The sequence below is a fragment of the Burkholderia sp. CCA53 genome (assembly GCF_001685525.1).
Taxonomy (GTDB): Bacteria; Pseudomonadota; Gammaproteobacteria; order Burkholderiales; family Burkholderiaceae; genus Burkholderia; species Burkholderia multivorans.
On sequence record NZ_BDDJ01000001.1, the window covers coordinates 2,185,876 to 2,203,423 of the forward strand.

Consider the following 17,548-nt stretch of genomic DNA (forward strand, 5'->3'; position numbering starts at 1 on the left):
GTTCACGCCGCTGGCGCCTGTGCACGGCGGCGATCGTACTCGGTCTTGTCCACCGGCTCTGCATCGCGGCGGCCCAGCTCGCTCATCGCGATGCGATAGGTTTCGCGGGCGCTGAGCGCGGCCAGCGCGGCGATCACGGTGATGCCGAACGCGATCGCGCCGACGGTCAGCCAGATGTGCGTCCCGCCGGGCGGCGCGACGGCCGTAAACAGCGCCGGCAGCATCGCGGTGATCGCGGTGCCGACGTTCTGCGCGATCGCCATCGCCGAGACGCGCGTGCGCGTCGGAAACAGTTCGGGATAGAAGCTCGGGAACACTGCGTTGTAGCCCTGGTAGACCACGCCCCACATCAGCAGCGACATCGCGAAAGCGAGCGGGACGCTCTGGATGCTGATCGCATAGAGATAAGCGAATGCGAGCAGCCCCGAGAGCAGCGCGCCGAACACGATCGGCGGCTTGCGCCCGATCCGGTCGGACAAACTGCCGACGTACGGAATCACCAGCACCGCGACGATGTTGCCCGCGACGGGAATCCAGAGGTAGACGTCCTTCGCGAATCCGATGCCGTAGGCCGGCTGCACCGCATAGGCCGCGCCGAAGATCGTCGCGACGACCGGAATCACGTTCATCAGCGACATGCAGACCACACGCAGCATATCGGCCCAGTGGAACCTGAATGCCTCGACGACGGGCGAGCGCGCGCGCGTCTGCCGTGCTTCCTCACCCGTGAAGGCGGGCGTCTCCGTCACGTTGCGGCGGATCGCCCAGCCCGCGAAGATCACCACGACGCTCAGCAGGAACGGAATGCGCCAGCCCCAGCTGTTGAACTGCTCGGCCGGCATGTAGTGCGCGAGCGGCAGGAACACGGCCGCCGCAAGCACCTGGCCGGCCTGCACGCCCTGCAGCGTGAAGCTCGAAAAGAAGCCGCGCCGGCCGAACGGCGCGTGTTCGAGGATCATCGAGCTTGCGCCGGAGATTTCGCCGGCCACGGCAAAGCCCTGAATCAGCCGCAGGATCACGAGCAGGACCGGCGCCAGCAGGCCAATCTGATCGTAGGCCGGCAGCAGGCCGACGCCGATCGTCGCAAAGCCCATCAGGAACATGCACGAGAGCAGCACCGTCTTGCGACCGTGCGTGTCGCCGAGGTGGCCGAGCACGAATGCGCCGATCGGCCGCGCGACATAGCCGACGCCGTAGGTCGCGAGCGACGCGACGATCGCGGTGGTCGGATCGCCTTTCGGAAAGAAGATCTGCGGGAAGATCAGCGCTGCCGCCGTCGCGTAGATGAAGAAGTCGTAGTACTCGAGCGCCGAGCCGATCCAGCCGCTCGCGGCGGCCTTCTTCGGCTGGTGTCCGGGTTGGGGTTCGCGGGCCGCGCGTGCGGTCATGGCTATCTCCGGTTTCGTTGAGGTTCTCTGCACGAATCGACGCATCGATCGCGTTCATTACAAATTGAAAGGTTAGAGGTGGCGAGGCGGGCGCGACAAGCGCAGGCGGCGGGCGCGCGTTCGATCATCGCGCGTACGCGTTCGATGATCGGACGCTTCGAGGGTTTGTCCGGGCGGGCAGGTTGAGGGGATGCGCCGCTTCGCCGATGCCGCGGTCGGCCGATTGACGATGCGTGGGAGCGATGCGCATCATGGCGCGCAACCTATGACGGCACCGCCGAGGTGTGCCGAACCCACCGGGAGACGACCATGCTGTATCACGGAAGCTGTCACTGCGGCGACGTGAAGTTCGACGTCGAGGGCGACCTGCAGGGCGTGATGGCCTGCAACTGCTCGATCTGTCGGCGCAAGGGCGCGCTGATGTGGTTCGTGCCGCGCGACCGGATGACACTCGTCACGCCCGACGAACACCTCGCCACGTATACGTTCAACAAGCACGTGATCCGTCATCGCTTCTGCAAGCGCTGCGGCATTCATCCGTTCGGCGAGGGCGTCCATCCGAACGGCACCGCGATGGCCGCGATCAACGTGCGTTGTCTCGACGACGTCGACCTCGACGCACTGCCGGTCACGCATTTCGACGGCCGCTCGCACTGAGCGGCGCGCCGTCCGACGCGACGCTCACGACGGCTGCGTCGCGCCTCTGTTCTGCGCGGGCAGCTCCGCCTGCGGCGCCGGCCCGGCGGTGCGCACGCCGGCGTTGGCCGGGCGCTCGATCAGCGGCGCGAGCGCCGGTGCCATCGACTTCAGCAACTGCACGGCCATCGCGCTCGTGAAGTCGTAGCGTGCCGCATACGGTTCGTGAGCGGTCGCGGTCAGCACGCCGAAGAACCGGTCGCCGATCACGAATACGAACGTGCCGCTGCGATTCACCTTGCGCGATTCGATCAGCCGCGCACCGCGCGCATACACGTTGAAGCGCTGGTCGCCCGTACCGGTCTTGCCGTACACCGGCAGCGTCTTGCCGTCGGGCAACGTGAGCCCGCCCGCGAGACGCCGCGCGGTGCCGTTCAGCACGACGTCGCGCAGCAGCGTGCGTGCGACGTTGACGATTTCCGGCGACAGCACCGGCTGCGGCTGCGCGGGCGCGCGCACGAAGCGCGTTTCGTACGGCGTGCCCTTCGCGAAGTCCAGGCGCGTGATCGTTTCCGTCGGCGCCTTGTCGCCGCCGTTCGCGATCAGGCCGATCAGTTTCGCGAGCGCGTCCGGCTGATCGCCCGATGCGCCGATCGCCGCCGCGTACGACGGCGTGACCTCGGCAAACGGATAGCCGAGTGCACGCCAGGCCTTCGTGATCGCGCCGTAGGCGCGCAGTTCGACCATGCGACGGATGCGGCGGTCCTGCGTGGCGTGATAGCGCGTCTTGTACAGCCACGAATACGTATAGAAGCGCGCGTCGCGGCTGTCGCGCAGCACGTCGTCGAGCGGCGCATCCGGATGTGCGCGCAGATAGTTGAGCGTCCATAGTGCGAGCGGATGCACGCTCGCGATATAGCCCCGATCGTTCAGATTGAAGCGATCGATCGCGTACTTCGCATACAGCGCCGCAAGATCGTCGTCGGACAGCGCGGCCGCCGGCGTGCCCTTCAGTTGCTTACGCATTTGCGCCTCGAACCACGCGAGCGATTCGTTCGGCGCGACGCTGCGCAGCACGGTCGCGATCTTCGGCGGCGACTTGCGGACGTCCTGCAGCATCAGCGCAAGCGCGTCGTCGGGCGATTTCCCGGCATAGCGCGTGTAGTAGCGCCTCACGTACACCCTGCTTTCGCCGTCGACGAACTGCTGCAGATACTGCTTGCGCTGTTCCGGATCGCCGAGCCACGACGACGACGGGCCGGCCGTCTGCACCATTTCATAGTGGACGATGTCGCGCATCAGCCGCACGAACACGAGGTTCACCGAATGCTCGAACGCGGTATGCAGCGTCATGATGCGGCCGTTGTCGGACTTCTCGAAGTTCGAGAAGACCTGCGCGCCGCCGCCCGTATAGAACACGTCGGGGCTCGCCGAATACTTGCGTTCGACCGCCGCGTCGAGCATCGCCTGCAGCGAGCGGTCGCGCGTATGCGACAAGTAGTCGAGCGCCCAGCGCGAGAGTCCGTCGATCGGATCGGGCTTCACGCGCGCGAGCTCGGCATTCGACAGATGCCCGTAGCGCGCATGCAGATCGGCCACGATCTGCAGATAGGTGATCAGCGTGCGCAGCTTCGCGGTCGAGCCGAGGTTGATGCGGCCGCCGCGATTGACGTCGAACGGCTGGTTGACGCTGTCGGTCTGCACCCGCAGCAGGTTGGCGCCGTTGCGATGTTCGTACAGCGTGAAGCTGTACGTGAGGTGTGACGGGTCGTCCTTCGGCGCGAGCATCTCGAAGCCGTACAGGCCGGCCGCCTGTGCGCCGTCGCGCGTCGACGCCTGCGCGAGCCGCTCGGCGACCGCGCGCTGCACGCCGTTGTCGAGCGTGCTCGTCGCTTCGAGGTCGAGTTGGTCGAGCTGATAGAGATCGCTGATCCCGAGTGCCGCGAGCAGCGATGCGCGCGCCGACGTGATCGCCTTGCGCGACACGAACGACTGCACGCGGGCCGCAGCCGGCGGCGCACTGAGCTCGATGTGTGCGGCGAGCGCCGCATCGCGCAGCGCCGGCGAGATCACGCCGCCGTTCGCGAGCAGCCGCAGATAACTGTCGGTCAGCCGCTGCAGCGCCGGATAGCCGCGATTCAGGAAGTACGACGGCGCGCGCTGCGCGATGATCAGCGACAGCACCTGGCGGAACGTCTCGCCTTGTTCGTCGATGTTGTCGCCGGTCGTCGGCGCGGACAGGATGCGGTTCACCTCGTTGAAGTCGCGGCCGTACCACGCGGCGAGCCCGTCGCCGATGCCGGTGATTTCGCCGATATGCGGCCGCGCGGCGAGCGGCACCGAATTCAGATAGCGCACGACGATCGTGCGGCGCGCGAGCATCGTCTGCGGGCCGTCCAGATACGCGCGGATCGACGCGGATGCGATCTGCCGCAGCTTCTCCGGCGGCGTCGCGGTACGGCCGTCCGGCGAATGACGGAACTTTTCGATCTGCGTCGCGAGCGTGCTGCCGCCCGGGCGCGCCTGATGATGGTTGACCACGTGCAGCGCCTGATCGGCGAGCGCACGGCTGAAGCGTCCCCAGTCGATCGCCGGATTGCGGTTCGGTTCGTTTGCGTCGAGCAGATAGCGGTCTTCGATGAACAGCAGCGAGTCGACGACGACGCGCGGCACCGTATCGAAATCCGCGTAGACGCGCTGCGGCGACACCGACGCGAACAGCGGCGAGCCGGTCGAATCGAACAGCATCAGGCCCGTCTGATCCTTCTCGGCGTACGGGAGAAACAGCCCGTGCTCGGCGAGCGACATCATGCGCGCGGAGTCGCGCGCCTGCTTGCCGACGACGAAGCCGCGTGCGAGCAGCCGTTGCTGGAACTCGGGGATCAGCGCATAGCCGAGACGCCGGTCGTACGGGCCGTTCGCGGGAAAGCGGATGTGGTCGCTCGCGCCGGCCTCGACCGTGTAGCCGATGTCGCGCGTCAGCTCGGACAGGTAATGCGCCTGCAATCGCGACGTTTCGATTTCCGTCTGCACGACGCGTGCAACGATGGCGACCGCGATCAGCAACGCGGCCAACAGGGACCACTTGACCCACGTCCAGACCGATGCGGCTCCGGTCACGCGCGGCAGGATGCGATTCAGCGGCCGATTCATGGCGGCATCTCCCTGAGGGCGCGGGCTCCGGCCGCCACCCATTATCGATTAGTGTAGTCCGCAAAGGCGGTCTGCCAAGAGCGGTCATCTACGGAGATGCGCCGACGCAACGCGCATTCCCGCGGCTGCTTCGGGCGGCGCGGCGGCATGCGATGTACGGCGGTCGGACGGGAATTCGTGCCGGATCTGCGGCGCTTGTCGGCGGGCGCGGCAGGCTTTTTGAAAGCAGTCGCGGCGAGCGGGCGGCGCGCACGGATCGCACGCGTGCGACGCGTCGTGCGAGATCGGCGGGCAGATACCGATTGCATCCGCGCGCGCCCGGTGGACAGGCCGCGCGAGGCGCGGCGCAGCGGCTTCGTCGCCGAATGCGCGGCTGCGTACGACGTATTCGGGCGCCGCGTGCGTGCCCTTCATCGATCGCTGCGGATATGTAATCCGCGCTCAGACGCTGCCTTCCTTTTCAATGACGAGAATGCGCGCTTCGCCGAGCGGATGTGCGACGTGCTCGGTGCCGGCCGACGCGTGGAATACGTCGCCTGCCTCGAGTATCGCCGTGCGTTCGACGCCCGCTTCGCGATGACGCATCTCGACGCGGCCGTCGAGCACGGCGAACACTTCGTCGCCGTCGTTCACGTGCCATCGATATGGTTGGTCCGTCCAGTGCAGGCGGACGGTGATCCCGTCCAGATTCGCGATGTCGAGCGCGCCCCACGCGCGGTCGGCCGTGAATGCTTTGCTGCGGATGATCTGCATGGTCCTGATGTCCGTCGACGCGATGAGCGGCGGCAGCCGGGACGGCCGCGCGCCGTGTGGTGTCGGGTGCGGCGTGCGCTCAGCGCGCCATGGCCGCGAGCGCACGATCGATCGTTTGCGCGCGGTTGTCGAACCCGGCGGCCGTGCGCGCGCTCACGCGCGCGACGACCGATGCCGGTGCGGTGTCCGGCGAGCCGGCGTCGAACGGCGGCGCGGGCGCGTATTCGAGCTGCAGCTGGATCGCCTGCGCTTCTTCGTCGCCGACGAGTTCCGCGGCGATCGTCAGCGCGAAATCGATACCGGCCGTGACGCCGCCGCCGGTGATCAGGTTGCCGTCGCGCACGACGCGCTCGCGCACGGGCACCGCGCCGAGCCGTTCGAGCAGCGTGTGAAAGCGCCAGTGCGTGGTCGCGCGGCGGTCGCGCAGCAGGCCTGCGACACCGAGCAGCAGTGCACCGGTGCACACCGACGTCACGTAACGCGCATTCGCTGCGCGCTGCTGCACGAACGCGATCGTTTCCGCATCGAGCAGCAACGCGTTGATGCCGCTGCCGCCCGGAATGCAGATCACGTCGAGCGGCGGACAGTCGGCGAACGTGTGCGTCGGCGTCAGCGCGAGCCCGCTGCTCGACGCGACCGGTTCGCGCGATTTCCACACGAGATGCACGGCGGCGTCGGGCAGCGACGCGAGCACGTCGTGCGGGCCGGTGAGATCGAGCTGCTGGACGCCGGGAAAGACGAGAAAACCGATATGCAGGGTCATGCCGGGACTCCGTGAAGAGAAGGGCCACGCCGCGGCGCGGGATGGACAGAGCGATTCTAGGCGCGTAGTGTTTGGCGAAATTGCCATATCGCCCACGTTTTCCGCCAATCGCCATGTCGTCGCCGCGCCCGATCCTGATCCTCGCGTTTCCGCGCGCGCAATTGCTCGACGTATCGGGGCCGTTGCAGGTGTTCGCATCCGTCAACGAACTCGCACTCGAGCGCGGACGGCCGGCGCCCTATGTGCCGCGCATCGTCGCCGCCGACGCGGGGCCGGTCGAGACGTCGTCGGGCGTCGCGGTGGTTGCCGACTCGCTGCGCTCGGCCGCGCGCGGCATCGATACGCTGATCGTCGCCGGCGGCAAGGGCGTGCATGCGGCGTCGCGGGACGCGCGGCTCGTGCGTTGGGTGCGTCGGCAGGCGGACCGCGCACGACGCGTCGCATCGGTCTGCACCGGCGCATTCCTGCTCGCCGAAGCGGGGCTGCTCGACGGGCGTCGCGCCGTCACGCACTGGACGCGTTGCGACGAGCTTGCCGCGCGCTATCCGAACGTGCGCGTCGAAGCCGATCCGATCTTTATCCGCGAAGGCGCGCTGTGGACGTCGGCCGGCGTGACGGCCGGCATCGATCTTGCGCTGGCGCTCGTCGAAGAGGATCTCGGCCGCGCGGTGGCGCTCGACGTCGCGCGCGAGCTCGTCGTGTTCCTGAAGCGCCCCGGCGGCCAGGCGCAATTCAGCGCGATGTTGTCGATGCAGCGCACCGACGACCGGTTCGGCGAACTGCATGCATGGATCGCCGAACATCTGAGCGCCGATCTGTCGGTGCCGGCGCTTGCCGAGCGCGCGCGGATGAGCGAGCGCAGCTTCGTGCGCCACTATCGCGCGAGCACCGGCCGCACGCCGGCGCGCGCGGTCGAGCAGATCCGCGTCGAGGCGGCGCAGCGCCTGCTCGGCGAGACCGGCTGGCCGGTCAAGCGGATCGCCGCGCGCTGCGGGTTCGGGTCCGAGGAGACGCTCAGGCGCAGCTTCGTGCGCGTGCTCGGCGTGTCGCCGCAGGAATATCGCGAGCGGTTCGTGCGCTGAGCCGACGCGCGGCATCGAGCCGACGAAAATCGGCGGCGCGATGTGCGAAAGCGGCGCGACTATTCAGGAGAGGAGAACAATGGGGTGGGGCTTGTGCCGCGCCGTCCGGCGGCTCTATCCTGTCCCGTTGGCGATTCGAAGGGGAACGGCATGGACCGGATCCAGGCAATGGAAGTTTTCACGCGCGTGGTCGATGCGAACAGCTTCACGCGCGCCGCGGAGACGCTCGCGATGCCGCGCGCGTCGGTCACGACGATCATCCAGAATCTCGAGGCGCTGCTCGGCGTGCGCCTGATGCACCGTACGACGCGGCGGCTGTCGCTGACGCCGGAGGGCGCCGCGTACTACGAGCACTGCGTGAAGATTCTGTCGGAAATCGCGGAAGCGGACGCGAGTTTCCAGAAGGGCAAGCCGACCGGCGTGCTGCGCGTTCACATGCCGAGTTCGCTCGGACGGCGGCTCGTGATTCCGTCGCTGTCGCTGTTCCGGCAGCGCTATCCGGACATCACGCTCGATCTCGGGCTGTCCGATCGGCCGGTCGATCCGGTCGAGGAGGGGATCGACTGCATGATTCGCGTGGGGCCGCTCGAGGATTCGTCGATGGTCGCGCGCCGGATCGGGATGCTCAGACGCGTGACGTGCGCGGCGCCCGACTATCTGGCCCGTCACGGCGAGCCGCGCGAGATCGCCGATCTCGCCGGGCACTACGCCGTGAACTTCCGTGCGACGCAGGGCGGGCGCGCGGTGCCGTGGGTGTTCCTGATCGACGGCAAGCCGGTCGAGGTGCGGATGAATGCGAGCGTCACGGTCAACGATTCGGATGCGTACGTGAACTGCGGGCTGGAAGGGTTCGGGATGATTCAGCCGACGCTGTTCATGGTGGTGTCGAATCTGCTCGACGGGTCGCTGGTCGAGGTGCTGCCGGACTGCAATCCGAAGCCGAAGCCGATTTCGATCATGTATCCGCACAACCGGCATCTGTCGGCGAAGGTGCGCGTGTTCGCGGACTGGATCGCGGAGGTGTTCGAGTCGACGCCGGCGCTTGAAGGCGGGGAGAACTGGCGGCGGAATGTGCGGGGGAAGGTTGAGGGTGAGGCGGTAGGGTCGGTGGCGGCTTGAGTGGAACGGTGGCGGGTGTGTTGTCGGGCAGGGAGGGCGCGGCGGTGCGCTGGGCGCGCGATGCAATGAAAAAAGCCGCTGATCCTTTCGGAACAGCGGCTTTTCGCATTTGGTGGCGAATCAGGGACTCGAACCCCGGACCTGCGGATTATGATTCCGTCGCTCTAACCGACTGAGCTAATTCGCCGAAGACTTGAATTATGTAGATCGCCCGCCCCGCTGTCAACACCTTTTTTCATCCGGGCCGAAAAAAAAGTGCCGGGCAGCCGCACCACGGGTGCACAGGCGGGCAAATGGGGCGCCGGCCGATCCCGCCGGCACGGCGCCGTCCCCGTGCCTGACCGTCAATCCTGCGCGTAGATGTTCGAGTCCTTCGTCTCCTTGACGAACAGCAGCCCGATCACGAACGTAACCAGCGCGATCACGATCGGATACCACAGCCCCGAATAGATGTCGCCCTTCGCCGCGACGATCGCGAACGCGGTCGCCGGCAGGAACCCGCCGAACCAGCCGTTGCCGATGTGATAGGGCAGCGACATCGACGTATAGCGGATCCGCGTCGGGAACATCTCGACCAGCATCGCCGCGATCGGCCCGTAGACCATCGTCACGTAGATCACGAGGATCGTCAGGATCACGATCGTCATCGGCCAGTTCAGCTGCGCCGGATCGGCCTTCGCCGGATAGCCGGCCGCCTTCAGCGTCGACGCGAGCGTCTTGTCGAACGCCGCACCCTGCGCCTTCGCATCGGCCGCCTTGCCGTCATAGGCCGGGATCACCGTGTCGCCCACCTTGATCTGCGCGGTCGTGCCGGCCGGTGCCGCGACGTTCTCGTAGTTCAGACCGGCCTTCGCCAGCGCGCTCTTCGCGATGTCGCACGAGTTCGTGAACTTCGACGTGCCGACCGGGTTGAACTGGAACGAGCACGCCGCCGGATCGGCGACGACCGAGATCGGCGCCTTCTGCGTCGCGATCTCGAGCTGCGGGTTCGCGTAGTGCGTCAGCGCCTTGAACAGCGGGAAGTAGGTGAGCGCAGCAATCAGGCAGCCGGCGAGGATGATCGGCTTGCGACCGATCTTGTCCGACAGCGAACCGAAGAACAGGAAGAACGGCGTGCCGATCAGCAGCGCGATCGCGATCAGGATGTTCGCGCTCGCCCCGTCGACCTTCAGCGTCTGCGTCAGGAAGAACAGCGCGTAGAACTGGCCCGTGTACCACACGACGGCCTGGCCGGCCGTCAGGCCGACGAGCGCGAGAATCACGATCTTCAGGTTCTTCCACTGGCCGAACGCTTCGGTCAGCGGCGCCTTCGACGTCTTGCCTTCCGACTTGATGCGCAGGAACACCGGCGATTCGTTCAGCTGCATCCGGATCCAGACCGACACCGCGAGCAGCAGGATCGACGCGACGAACGGCACGCGCCAGCCCCATGCGCCGAACGCCTCTTCACCGATGAACGTGCGCACGCCGAGGATCACGAGCAGCGACAGGAACAGGCCGAGCGTCGCGGTCGTCTGGATCCACGCGGTGTAGAAGCCGCGGCGATTCGCCGGCGCATGTTCGGCGACGTAGGTCGCCGCGCCGCCGTACTCGCCGCCGAGCGCGAGGCCCTGCAGCAGCCGCATCGCGATGAAGATCACCGGCGCGGCGATGCCGATCGACGCGTAGCCGGGCAGGAAGCCGACCACGAATGTCGAGACGCCCATGATCACGATCGTCACGAGGAACGTGTGCTTGCGGCCGACGAGGTCGCCGAGCCGGCCGAACACGAGTGCGCCGAACGGCCGCACCGCGAAGCCGGCCGCGAAGCCGAGCAGCGTGAAGATGAAGGCCGCGGTCGGATTGACGCCGGAGAAGAAGCTCTTGCTGATGTAGGCCGCGAGCGACCCGGCCAGGTAGAAGTCGTACCACTCGAACACCGTACCGAGCGACGACGCGAAGATCACCTTCTTCTCTTCGGCCGTCATCGGCGAGTGTGCAATTTGCCCGCCTAACGTTGCCATGAATCGTCTCCAAGTCTCTTGATATAGATGTGCGGCCGCCTTGGATGGGCGGGCCTGTCGACGATTATTGGCACGGAAACTTACGGCGCACTGACTGGCGCGCGCAAAGCGACTGCACGTTAACCCGCGCCGAATCGCGCGCTTTGCACGCCGATCGTGTCGCGAACGGACGGTAAAGCGCCGATTCCGAAGTCGCGGCGGCGGCGTGTTCGGCCGCGCCTCAGGGTTAATCCGGGGCGACCGACAGCGGCAGGCTGACGCGCACGAGCGTGCCGGCAAGGCGCGGCGCCGTCTGGTACACGTGGTCGTCGATCGTCAGCGTGCCGCCGTGCTGCGTGGCGATCTCGCGCACGATCGCGAGCCCAAGCCCGCTGCCGTCGCCTTCGCGGCCGAGGATCCGGTAGAAGCGCTCGACGACGCGGCCGCGCTCGGCGGCCGGAATGCCGGGCCCCGTATCCTCGACTTCGAGATGCGCGAGCCGCGCGGTGCGGTCGGCGTGCACGCGCACGGTGATGCGCCCGCCTTCCGGCGTGTAGCGGATCGCGTTGTCGATCAGGTTGCCGAGCATTTCGCGCAGCATCACCGGATTGCCGTCGACGTCGATCGGCGCGTCGTCGGGCGGGCCTTCGTAGCCGAGATCCATCCGTTTCGCGAGTGCGGCCTGCACCCAGTCGCGCACCGCACGCCGCGCGAGCGCCGCGATCTCGACAGGCTCGAACATCAGCCCGCTCGCCCGGTTCTCCGCGCGCGCGAGCGCGAGCAGCTGCGTGACGAGCCGCGCGGCCTGCTCGGAACTCGTCGCGATCTGCTCGAGCGAGCGCTGCACGTCGGGCGGCACCGCGTGACGCAGCGCGAATTCGGCCTGCGTGCGCAGGCCGGCGAGCGGCGTCTTCATCTGATGCGCGGCATCGGCGATAAAGCGCTTCTGCAGCGCCATGCTCTGCTCGAGCCGCGCGAGCAGGTCGTTGAACGACGTGACGAGCGGCTCGATCTCGGGCGGCGCGCGTTGCGCCTCGACGGGCGACAGATCGTCGGGACGCCGCGCGCGGATGTGCGCCTGCAGCGCGTTGAGCGGCGCGAGCCCGCGCGACAGGCCGAACCACACGAGCAGGATCGCGAGCGGCAGGATCACGAACTGCGGCAGGATCACGCCCTTGATGATGTCGTTGGCGAGCGCGTTGCGCTTGTCGAGCGTCTCGCCGACCTGCACGAGCACCGGCTGCGTGCCGCTCGCGTCGGGCAGCGCGACGGTCGTATAGGCGACGCGCACGTCGTTGCCGCGCAGCAGATCGTCGCGGAACACGACGACGCCCGGCGGCGGGCGATCCTCGTCGCGCGGCAGCGGCATGTCGGCTTCGCCGGCGACCAGCTCGCCGCGCGTGCCGAGCACCTGGAAATACACGCTGTCGATGTTGTCCGCGCGCAGGAAGTCGCGCGTCTGCTGCGGCAGCGTCAGCTCGGCGACGCCGTTGACCGGATGAATCTGCCGTGCGAGCACGTACGCGTTGGTTTCGAGCGCGCGATCGAACGGCCCGTTCGCGATCGTCTTCGCGACGAGGTAGGTGACCGCGATGCTCATCGGCCACAGCAGCAGCAGCGGCGCGAGCATCCAGTCGAGGATTTCGCCGAACAGCGAGCGCGGACGCGCGGCTTCGGGCGTTTCGGTTTCGTCGGGCGGGGCGAACGGATTCGCGTAGCGCGCGTCGCGCGCCGCGTCCGCGGCCGACGACGGCTCGCCGGTCGGATGGCGGGAAGGGGCCGGCGTGGCCATCGCGGCGACGGCCGGGCGTCAGCGCAGCGGCGTGCCGGCTGTCGCGGGCTTCGGCGAAGCCGGATCGGCCGCGGCGGGCTGTGGCGCGGGCGCGTCGGCGGGCGCGGCCGGCACGACCTTCTCGAGACAGTAGCCGAGGCCGCGCACGGTGGCGATCCGCACGCCGCTCGGCTCGATCTTCTTGCGCAGCCGGTGCACGTACACTTCGATCGCGTTGTTGCTGACTTCCTCGCCCCATTCGCACAGATGGTCGACGAGCTGCTCCTTCGACACGAGGCGCCCGATCCGCTGCAGCAGCACTTCGAGCAGCCCGAGTTCGCGCGCGGACAAATCGAGCACGCGGTCGTTCGCATAGGCGATCCGGCCGACCTGGTCGAACGCGAGCGAGCCGTGCCGCACGACGGTCGGGCCGCCGCCGGCGCCGCGCCGCGTCAGCGCGCGCACGCGCGCCTCGAGCTCGTTCAGCGCGAACGGCTTGGCCATGTAGTCGTCGGCGCCGAGATCGAGCCCTTTCACGCGCTCGTCGACGCTGTCGGCGGCGGTCAGGATCAGGACCGGGAGATTGGAATTGCGCGCGCGCAGGCGCTTCAGCACGTCGAGCCCGGACATTTTGGGCAGGCCGAGATCGAGGATCAGCAGGTCGAAAGTCTGCATCGACAGCGCGGTATCGGCCTCGACGCCGCTCTTCACGTGGTCGACCGCATAGCCCGATTGGCGGAGTGACCGGGTGAGGCCGTCCGCGAGTATGCTGTCGTCTTCGGCGATGAGAATTCGCATGGTGCGTGACCGGTGACCGGCAGCGCGTTGGCGCCGGCACGGCTGTCTCCGAATATTCGTGTACAACGCAGCCTGATTGCGGGCTTGCACAAAACACTGTTTTTTTATACAGTGTCTGCATTCGTGGGCAGCGCTTGAAAGCGGGCGCGCCTGTTACAGACGCTGCTCATCATAGCAAAGGACGATTCATGGAAGAAAGCAAGAAGGGCTCCGGGATGACCGCCGAGAAGAGCAAGGCGCTGGCTGCCGCACTCGCGCAGATCGAGAAGCAGTTCGGCAAAGGGTCGATCATGCGCATGGGCGACGGCGAGGCGGCCGAGGACATCCAGGTCGTGTCCACGGGCTCGCTCGGGCTCGACATCGCACTGGGCGTCGGCGGCCTGCCGCGCGGCCGCGTGGTCGAGATCTACGGGCCGGAATCGTCCGGCAAGACCACGCTCACGCTGCAGGTCATCGCCGAGCTGCAGAAGCTGGGCGGTACCGCAGCGTTCATCGACGCCGAGCACGCGCTCGACGTCCAGTACGCGGCGAAGCTCGGCGTCAACGTGCCGGATCTGCTGATCTCTCAGCCGGACACCGGCGAGCAGGCGCTCGAAATCACCGACGCGCTGGTGCGCTCGGGCTCGATCGACATGATCGTCATCGACTCGGTCGCGGCGCTCGTGCCGAAGGCCGAAATCGAAGGCGAGATGGGCGATTCGCTGCCGGGCCTGCAGGCGCGCCTGATGTCGCAGGCGCTGCGCAAGCTGACGGGCACGATCAAGCGCACGAACTGCCTCGTGATCTTCATCAACCAGATCCGCATGAAGATCGGCGTGATGTTCGGCAACCCGGAAACCACGACGGGCGGCAACGCGCTGAAGTTCTATTCGTCGGTGCGTCTCGACATCCGCCGGATCGGCTCGATCAAGAAGAACGACGAAGTGATCGGCAACGAAACGCGCGTGAAGGTCGTCAAGAACAAGGTGTCGCCGCCGTTCCGCGAAGCGATCTTCGACATCCTGTACGGCGAGGGCATTTCGCGTCAGGGCGAGATCATCGATCTCGGCGTGCAGGCGAAGATCGTCGACAAGGCGGGCGCCTGGTACAGCTACAACGGCGAAAAGATCGGTCAGGGCAAGGACAACGCGCGTGAATTCCTGCGCGAGAATCCGGAAATCGCGCGCGAGATCGAGAACCGCATTCGTGAATCGCTCGGCGTTGCCGCCATGCCGGATGGCGCGGGCCACGACGAAGCCGAGGCGATGGACGAAGAAGAGTGATGGTCGGGCGCCGAGGCAAGCCTGCCGAGCCGGACGAGCGCGATACGCCGGAAGCGGCGCGCGCCGGCCGGCCAGCCGAATCCTCGGGCGCCGGCCGGCGGCTGCCGGGCAGTCATGCTGCCGCAAGCCGCACCGCGACGAGGGCATCCGACGATGCCCTCGTTTCGTTTGAGATCGCCGCACCGGACGATCCGTTCGACGACGACGAATCGTTCGATGCGCACGATCGTTCCCGCCGGCGCGTGTCCGGCCTCGGCCTTCCGCGCGATCGCGCAGCCGGCGGCACGGCATCGGCCGCGGAAGACGTCTATACACGCAGCAGTCAGCATCCGCGCCGCACGCGCCGCGCGGGCGGTGCCGCATCCGGCGACGCCGGAGACAGCAGCGAGCGCAAGTCGTCGAAGCCGCCGCGCTCGCTGAAGGGGCGCGCACTCGGCTATCTCTCGCGGCGCGAATACAGTCGTGCCGAACTCGCACGCAAGCTCGCGCCGTACGCGGCCGAGGACGAATCGGTCGAGCCCGTGCTCGACGCGCTCGAAAAGGACGGCTGGCTGTCCGACGCGCGCTTTGCGGAGAGTCTCGTGCATCGCCGTGCGTCGCGTGTCGGCGTGGCGCGCATCGTCAGCGAACTGAAGCGGCACGCGATCGGCGACGCGCTCGTCGACGAGCTCAACGCGCAGCTGCGCGAGACCGAATGGGCGCGCGCGCAGGCGGTCTGGCGCAAGAAATTCGGTGCACTGCCGCAAACGCCGGCCGAGCGCGCGAAGCAGGCGCGCTTTCTGGCCGCGCGCGGCTTCTCGAGCGCGACCATCGTGAAGTTGCTGAAAGTCGGCGACGATTTTCCGGTCGACGATTGACGCAGCCGAGCGCGCGCGTGGCGCGCGATTTTGCTGCAATGCGATCGTTCCCCGACAGGCGGGAATACCCGCCGTTGCGGCGGCCTGTCTCAAATACCCAGTATGCTAAAATCCACGGGTTTTCCTCTTCGGCCTCAACCTCCAGCATGCCGCTATCCGAGCCCGTGCCCCGTCAGTTGCGACATCGACGCGCAATCCGAGCGGACGCCTACGAGCGCGGCGACGGCTTGTGGGATATCGAAGCCTGCCTGACCGATCACAAGCCGCGCGACGTCGCGCTTGCATCGGGCATTCGGCCTCAGGGCCTGCCGATCCACGAACTCTGGCTGCGCGTGACCATCGATCGTGACCTCAACGTCGTCGACGCCGAAGCGTCGTCGGAATGGGTGCCATATCCGGGTCACTGTCAATCCGCTCCTCCCGCCTACCGGGCCCTGATCGGGCTCAACCTCTTCCGCAATTTCCGTCGCGACGCGAACCGGCTCCTGTCGGGCACCGCGGGCTGCTCGCACCTCACCGAACTGTGCGCCGTGCTGCCGACGGCGGCGATCCAGGCGTTCGCCGGTGACGTATGGAACGTGCGCGAGGCGGGCGGCGAAGGGCCGGAGCACGACGACGCGCACGACGAACCGCCTTTTCAGCTCGGCCGCTGCCGTGCGCTGCGGTTCGACGGCGAGGTCGTGCGGCAGTACTACCCGCGGTGGTACGGCGCGAGCCGGCCGGAGTCGGGCGGCACGAAGGAATGAACGGAAATCATTCAAAGAAGCGTCTTAAGCGACTTTTCATCCAACTCTCAGACTGAAGGGAATCACGCATGAAGATTCACGAGTACCAGGGTAAGGAAATCCTGCGGAAATTCGGAGTCGCGGTACCGCGCGGCAAGCCGGCGTTCTCGGTGGACGAGGCCGTCAAGGTGGCGGAAGAGCTCGGTGGCCCGGTGTGGGTCGTCAAGGCTCAGATTCACGCGGGTGGCCGCGGCAAGGGCGGCGGCGTGAAGGTCGCGAAGTCGCTCGAGCAGGTGCGCGAATACGCGAACCAGATCCTCGGCATGCAGCTGGTCACGCACCAGACGGGCCCGGAAGGCCAGAAGGTGAACCGCCTGCTGATCGAAGAAGGTGCCGACATCAAGCAGGAACTGTATGTCAGCCTCGTCGTCGACCGCATCTCGCAGAAGATCGTGCTGATGGGTTCGAGCGAAGGCGGCATGGACATCGAAGAAGTCGCCGAAAAGCATCCGGAACTGATCCACAAGGTCATCGTCGAGCCCTCGACGGGCCTGCTCGACGCGCAGGCAGACGACCTCGCCACGAAGATCGGCGTGCCCGCTGCTTCGATTCCGCAAGCACGCGCGATCCTGCAAGGCCTGTACAAGGCATTCTGGGAAACCGACGCATCGCTGGCTGAAATCAACCCGCTGAACGTTTCCGGCGACGGCAAGGTCATCGCACTCGACGCGAAGTTCAACTTCGACTCGAACGCGCTGTTCCGCCACCCGGAAATCGTCGCGTACCGCGATCTGGACGAAGAAGATCCGGCTGAAATCGAAGCGTCGAAGTTCGACCTCGCGTACATCTCGCTCGACGGCAACATCGGCTGCCTCGTGAACGGCGCGGGCCTCGCGATGGCGACGATGGACACCATCAAGCTGTTCGGCGGCGAACCGGCGAACTTCCTGGACGTCGGCGGTGGCGCGACGACCGAGAAGGTCACGGAAGCGTTCAAGCTGATGCTGAAGAACCCGGGCCTGAAGGCGATCCTCGTGAACATCTTCGGCGGCATCATGCGCTGCGACGTGATCGCGGAAGGCGTGATCGCCGGTTCGAAGGCCGTGAACCTGAACGTGCCGCTCGTCGTGCGCATGAAGGGCACGAACGAGGACCTGGGCAAGAAGATGCTGGCCGATTCCGGCCTGCCGATCATCTCGGCGGACAGCATGGAAGAGGCTGCGCAGAAGGTGGTCGCGGCTGCCGCAGGCAAGTAACGC

Annotated in this window: 15 protein-coding genes and 1 tRNA gene; 7 read left to right on the plus strand and 9 right to left on the minus strand. The window is 67.1% G+C overall.

From position 1 onward, the window contains the following. Positions 1 to 2 precede the first annotated feature (2 nt). On the minus strand, positions 3 to 1,388 hold the full coding sequence (locus BCR55_RS10170; RefSeq protein WP_065494520.1) for an MFS transporter: 1,386 nt from the start codon (positions 1,386 to 1,388) through the stop codon (positions 3 to 5). A gap of 309 nt (positions 1,389 to 1,697) precedes the next feature. Here BCR55_RS10170 and BCR55_RS10175 point away from each other — a divergent pair, with 309 nt between their 5' ends. Further along, complete coding sequence (locus BCR55_RS10175; protein ID WP_006406519.1) at positions 1,698 to 2,045, plus strand: GFA family protein; 348 nt, start codon at positions 1,698 to 1,700, stop codon at positions 2,043 to 2,045. Between the two features lie 24 nt (positions 2,046 to 2,069). Here the strand turns inward: BCR55_RS10175 and BCR55_RS10180 are convergent, their stop codons facing one another. The 4 genes from BCR55_RS10180 to BCR55_RS10195 all read right to left on the minus strand — a co-directional run bounded on the left by BCR55_RS10180 (position 2,070) and on the right by BCR55_RS10195 (position 6,693). Continuing rightward, positions 2,070 to 5,177 carry a transglycosylase domain-containing protein gene (locus tag BCR55_RS10180; RefSeq protein ID WP_065494521.1) on the minus strand — a complete coding sequence of 1,036 codons (3,108 nt, stop codon included), beginning with the start codon at positions 5,175 to 5,177 and terminating at the stop codon, positions 2,070 to 2,072. An 84-nt stretch (positions 5,178 to 5,261) separates the two neighbouring features. Beyond that, positions 5,262 to 5,591, minus strand: a complete 330-nt coding sequence (locus BCR55_RS10185) for a hypothetical protein (RefSeq protein ID WP_065494522.1) — start codon at positions 5,589 to 5,591, stop codon at positions 5,262 to 5,264. A gap of 27 nt (positions 5,592 to 5,618) precedes the next feature. After that, positions 5,619 to 5,930: a cupin domain-containing protein gene (locus BCR55_RS10190; protein ID WP_006406516.1), complete on the minus strand. Its 312-nt coding sequence runs from the start codon at positions 5,928 to 5,930 to the stop codon at positions 5,619 to 5,621. Between the two features lie 79 nt (positions 5,931 to 6,009). Then, positions 6,010 to 6,693 (minus strand): DJ-1/PfpI family protein, encoded by a 684-nt coding sequence (locus BCR55_RS10195; RefSeq protein WP_065494523.1) that lies wholly within the window; start codon positions 6,691 to 6,693, stop codon positions 6,010 to 6,012. A gap of 113 nt (positions 6,694 to 6,806) precedes the next feature. Here BCR55_RS10195 and BCR55_RS10200 point away from each other — a divergent pair, with 113 nt between their 5' ends. Both BCR55_RS10200 and BCR55_RS10205 read left to right on the plus strand, forming a co-directional pair. Next, on the plus strand, positions 6,807 to 7,775 hold the full coding sequence (locus BCR55_RS10200) for a GlxA family transcriptional regulator (protein WP_053296868.1): 969 nt from the start codon (positions 6,807 to 6,809) through the stop codon (positions 7,773 to 7,775). Between the two features lie 150 nt (positions 7,776 to 7,925). Beyond that, positions 7,926 to 8,894 carry a LysR family transcriptional regulator gene (locus BCR55_RS10205; RefSeq protein WP_059937311.1) on the plus strand — a complete coding sequence of 323 codons (969 nt, stop codon included), beginning with the start codon at positions 7,926 to 7,928 and terminating at the stop codon, positions 8,892 to 8,894. A 110-nt stretch (positions 8,895 to 9,004) separates the two neighbouring features. Here BCR55_RS10205 and BCR55_RS10210 read toward each other — a convergent pair. From BCR55_RS10210 to BCR55_RS10225, 4 genes are all read right to left on the minus strand, one after another. Continuing rightward, positions 9,005 to 9,081 (minus strand) — tRNA-Met (locus BCR55_RS10210). A gap of 157 nt (positions 9,082 to 9,238) precedes the next feature. Continuing rightward, the gene (locus tag BCR55_RS10215) at positions 9,239 to 10,897 is read right to left on the minus strand and encodes an MFS transporter (RefSeq protein ID WP_035488914.1); all 1,659 of its coding nucleotides are present in this window, start codon (positions 10,895 to 10,897) and stop codon (positions 9,239 to 9,241) included. Positions 10,898 to 11,123: 226 nt separating this feature from the next. Beyond that, positions 11,124 to 12,668 carry a sensor histidine kinase gene (locus BCR55_RS10220; protein ID WP_006406511.1) on the minus strand — a complete coding sequence of 515 codons (1,545 nt, stop codon included), beginning with the start codon at positions 12,666 to 12,668 and terminating at the stop codon, positions 11,124 to 11,126. Positions 12,669 to 12,686: 18 nt separating this feature from the next. After that, a complete protein-coding gene (locus BCR55_RS10225) occupies positions 12,687 to 13,445 on the minus strand; it encodes a response regulator transcription factor (RefSeq protein ID WP_006406510.1) in 759 nt (252 codons plus the stop codon). Between the two features lie 188 nt (positions 13,446 to 13,633). Here BCR55_RS10225 and recA point away from each other — a divergent pair, with 188 nt between their 5' ends. From recA to sucC, 4 genes are all read left to right on the plus strand, one after another. Then, positions 13,634 to 14,707, plus strand: a complete 1,074-nt coding sequence (gene recA, locus BCR55_RS10230) for a recombinase RecA (RefSeq protein ID WP_006398386.1) — start codon at positions 13,634 to 13,636, stop codon at positions 14,705 to 14,707. Beyond that, positions 14,707 to 15,564: a recombination regulator RecX gene (recX, locus tag BCR55_RS10235; RefSeq protein ID WP_006406509.1), complete on the plus strand. Its 858-nt coding sequence runs from the start codon at positions 14,707 to 14,709 to the stop codon at positions 15,562 to 15,564. Before recA ends, recX begins: the two co-directional genes overlap by 1 nt. A gap of 146 nt (positions 15,565 to 15,710) precedes the next feature. Then, entirely contained in the window at positions 15,711 to 16,310 is a 600-nt protein-coding gene (locus BCR55_RS10240; protein WP_035488916.1) for a DUF2889 domain-containing protein, read from the plus strand. A 68-nt stretch (positions 16,311 to 16,378) separates the two neighbouring features. Further along, the gene (gene sucC, locus BCR55_RS10245; RefSeq protein ID WP_006406507.1) at positions 16,379 to 17,545 is read left to right on the plus strand and encodes an ADP-forming succinate--CoA ligase subunit beta; all 1,167 of its coding nucleotides are present in this window, start codon (positions 16,379 to 16,381) and stop codon (positions 17,543 to 17,545) included. The last annotated feature ends 3 nt before the right edge of the window (positions 17,546 to 17,548 follow it).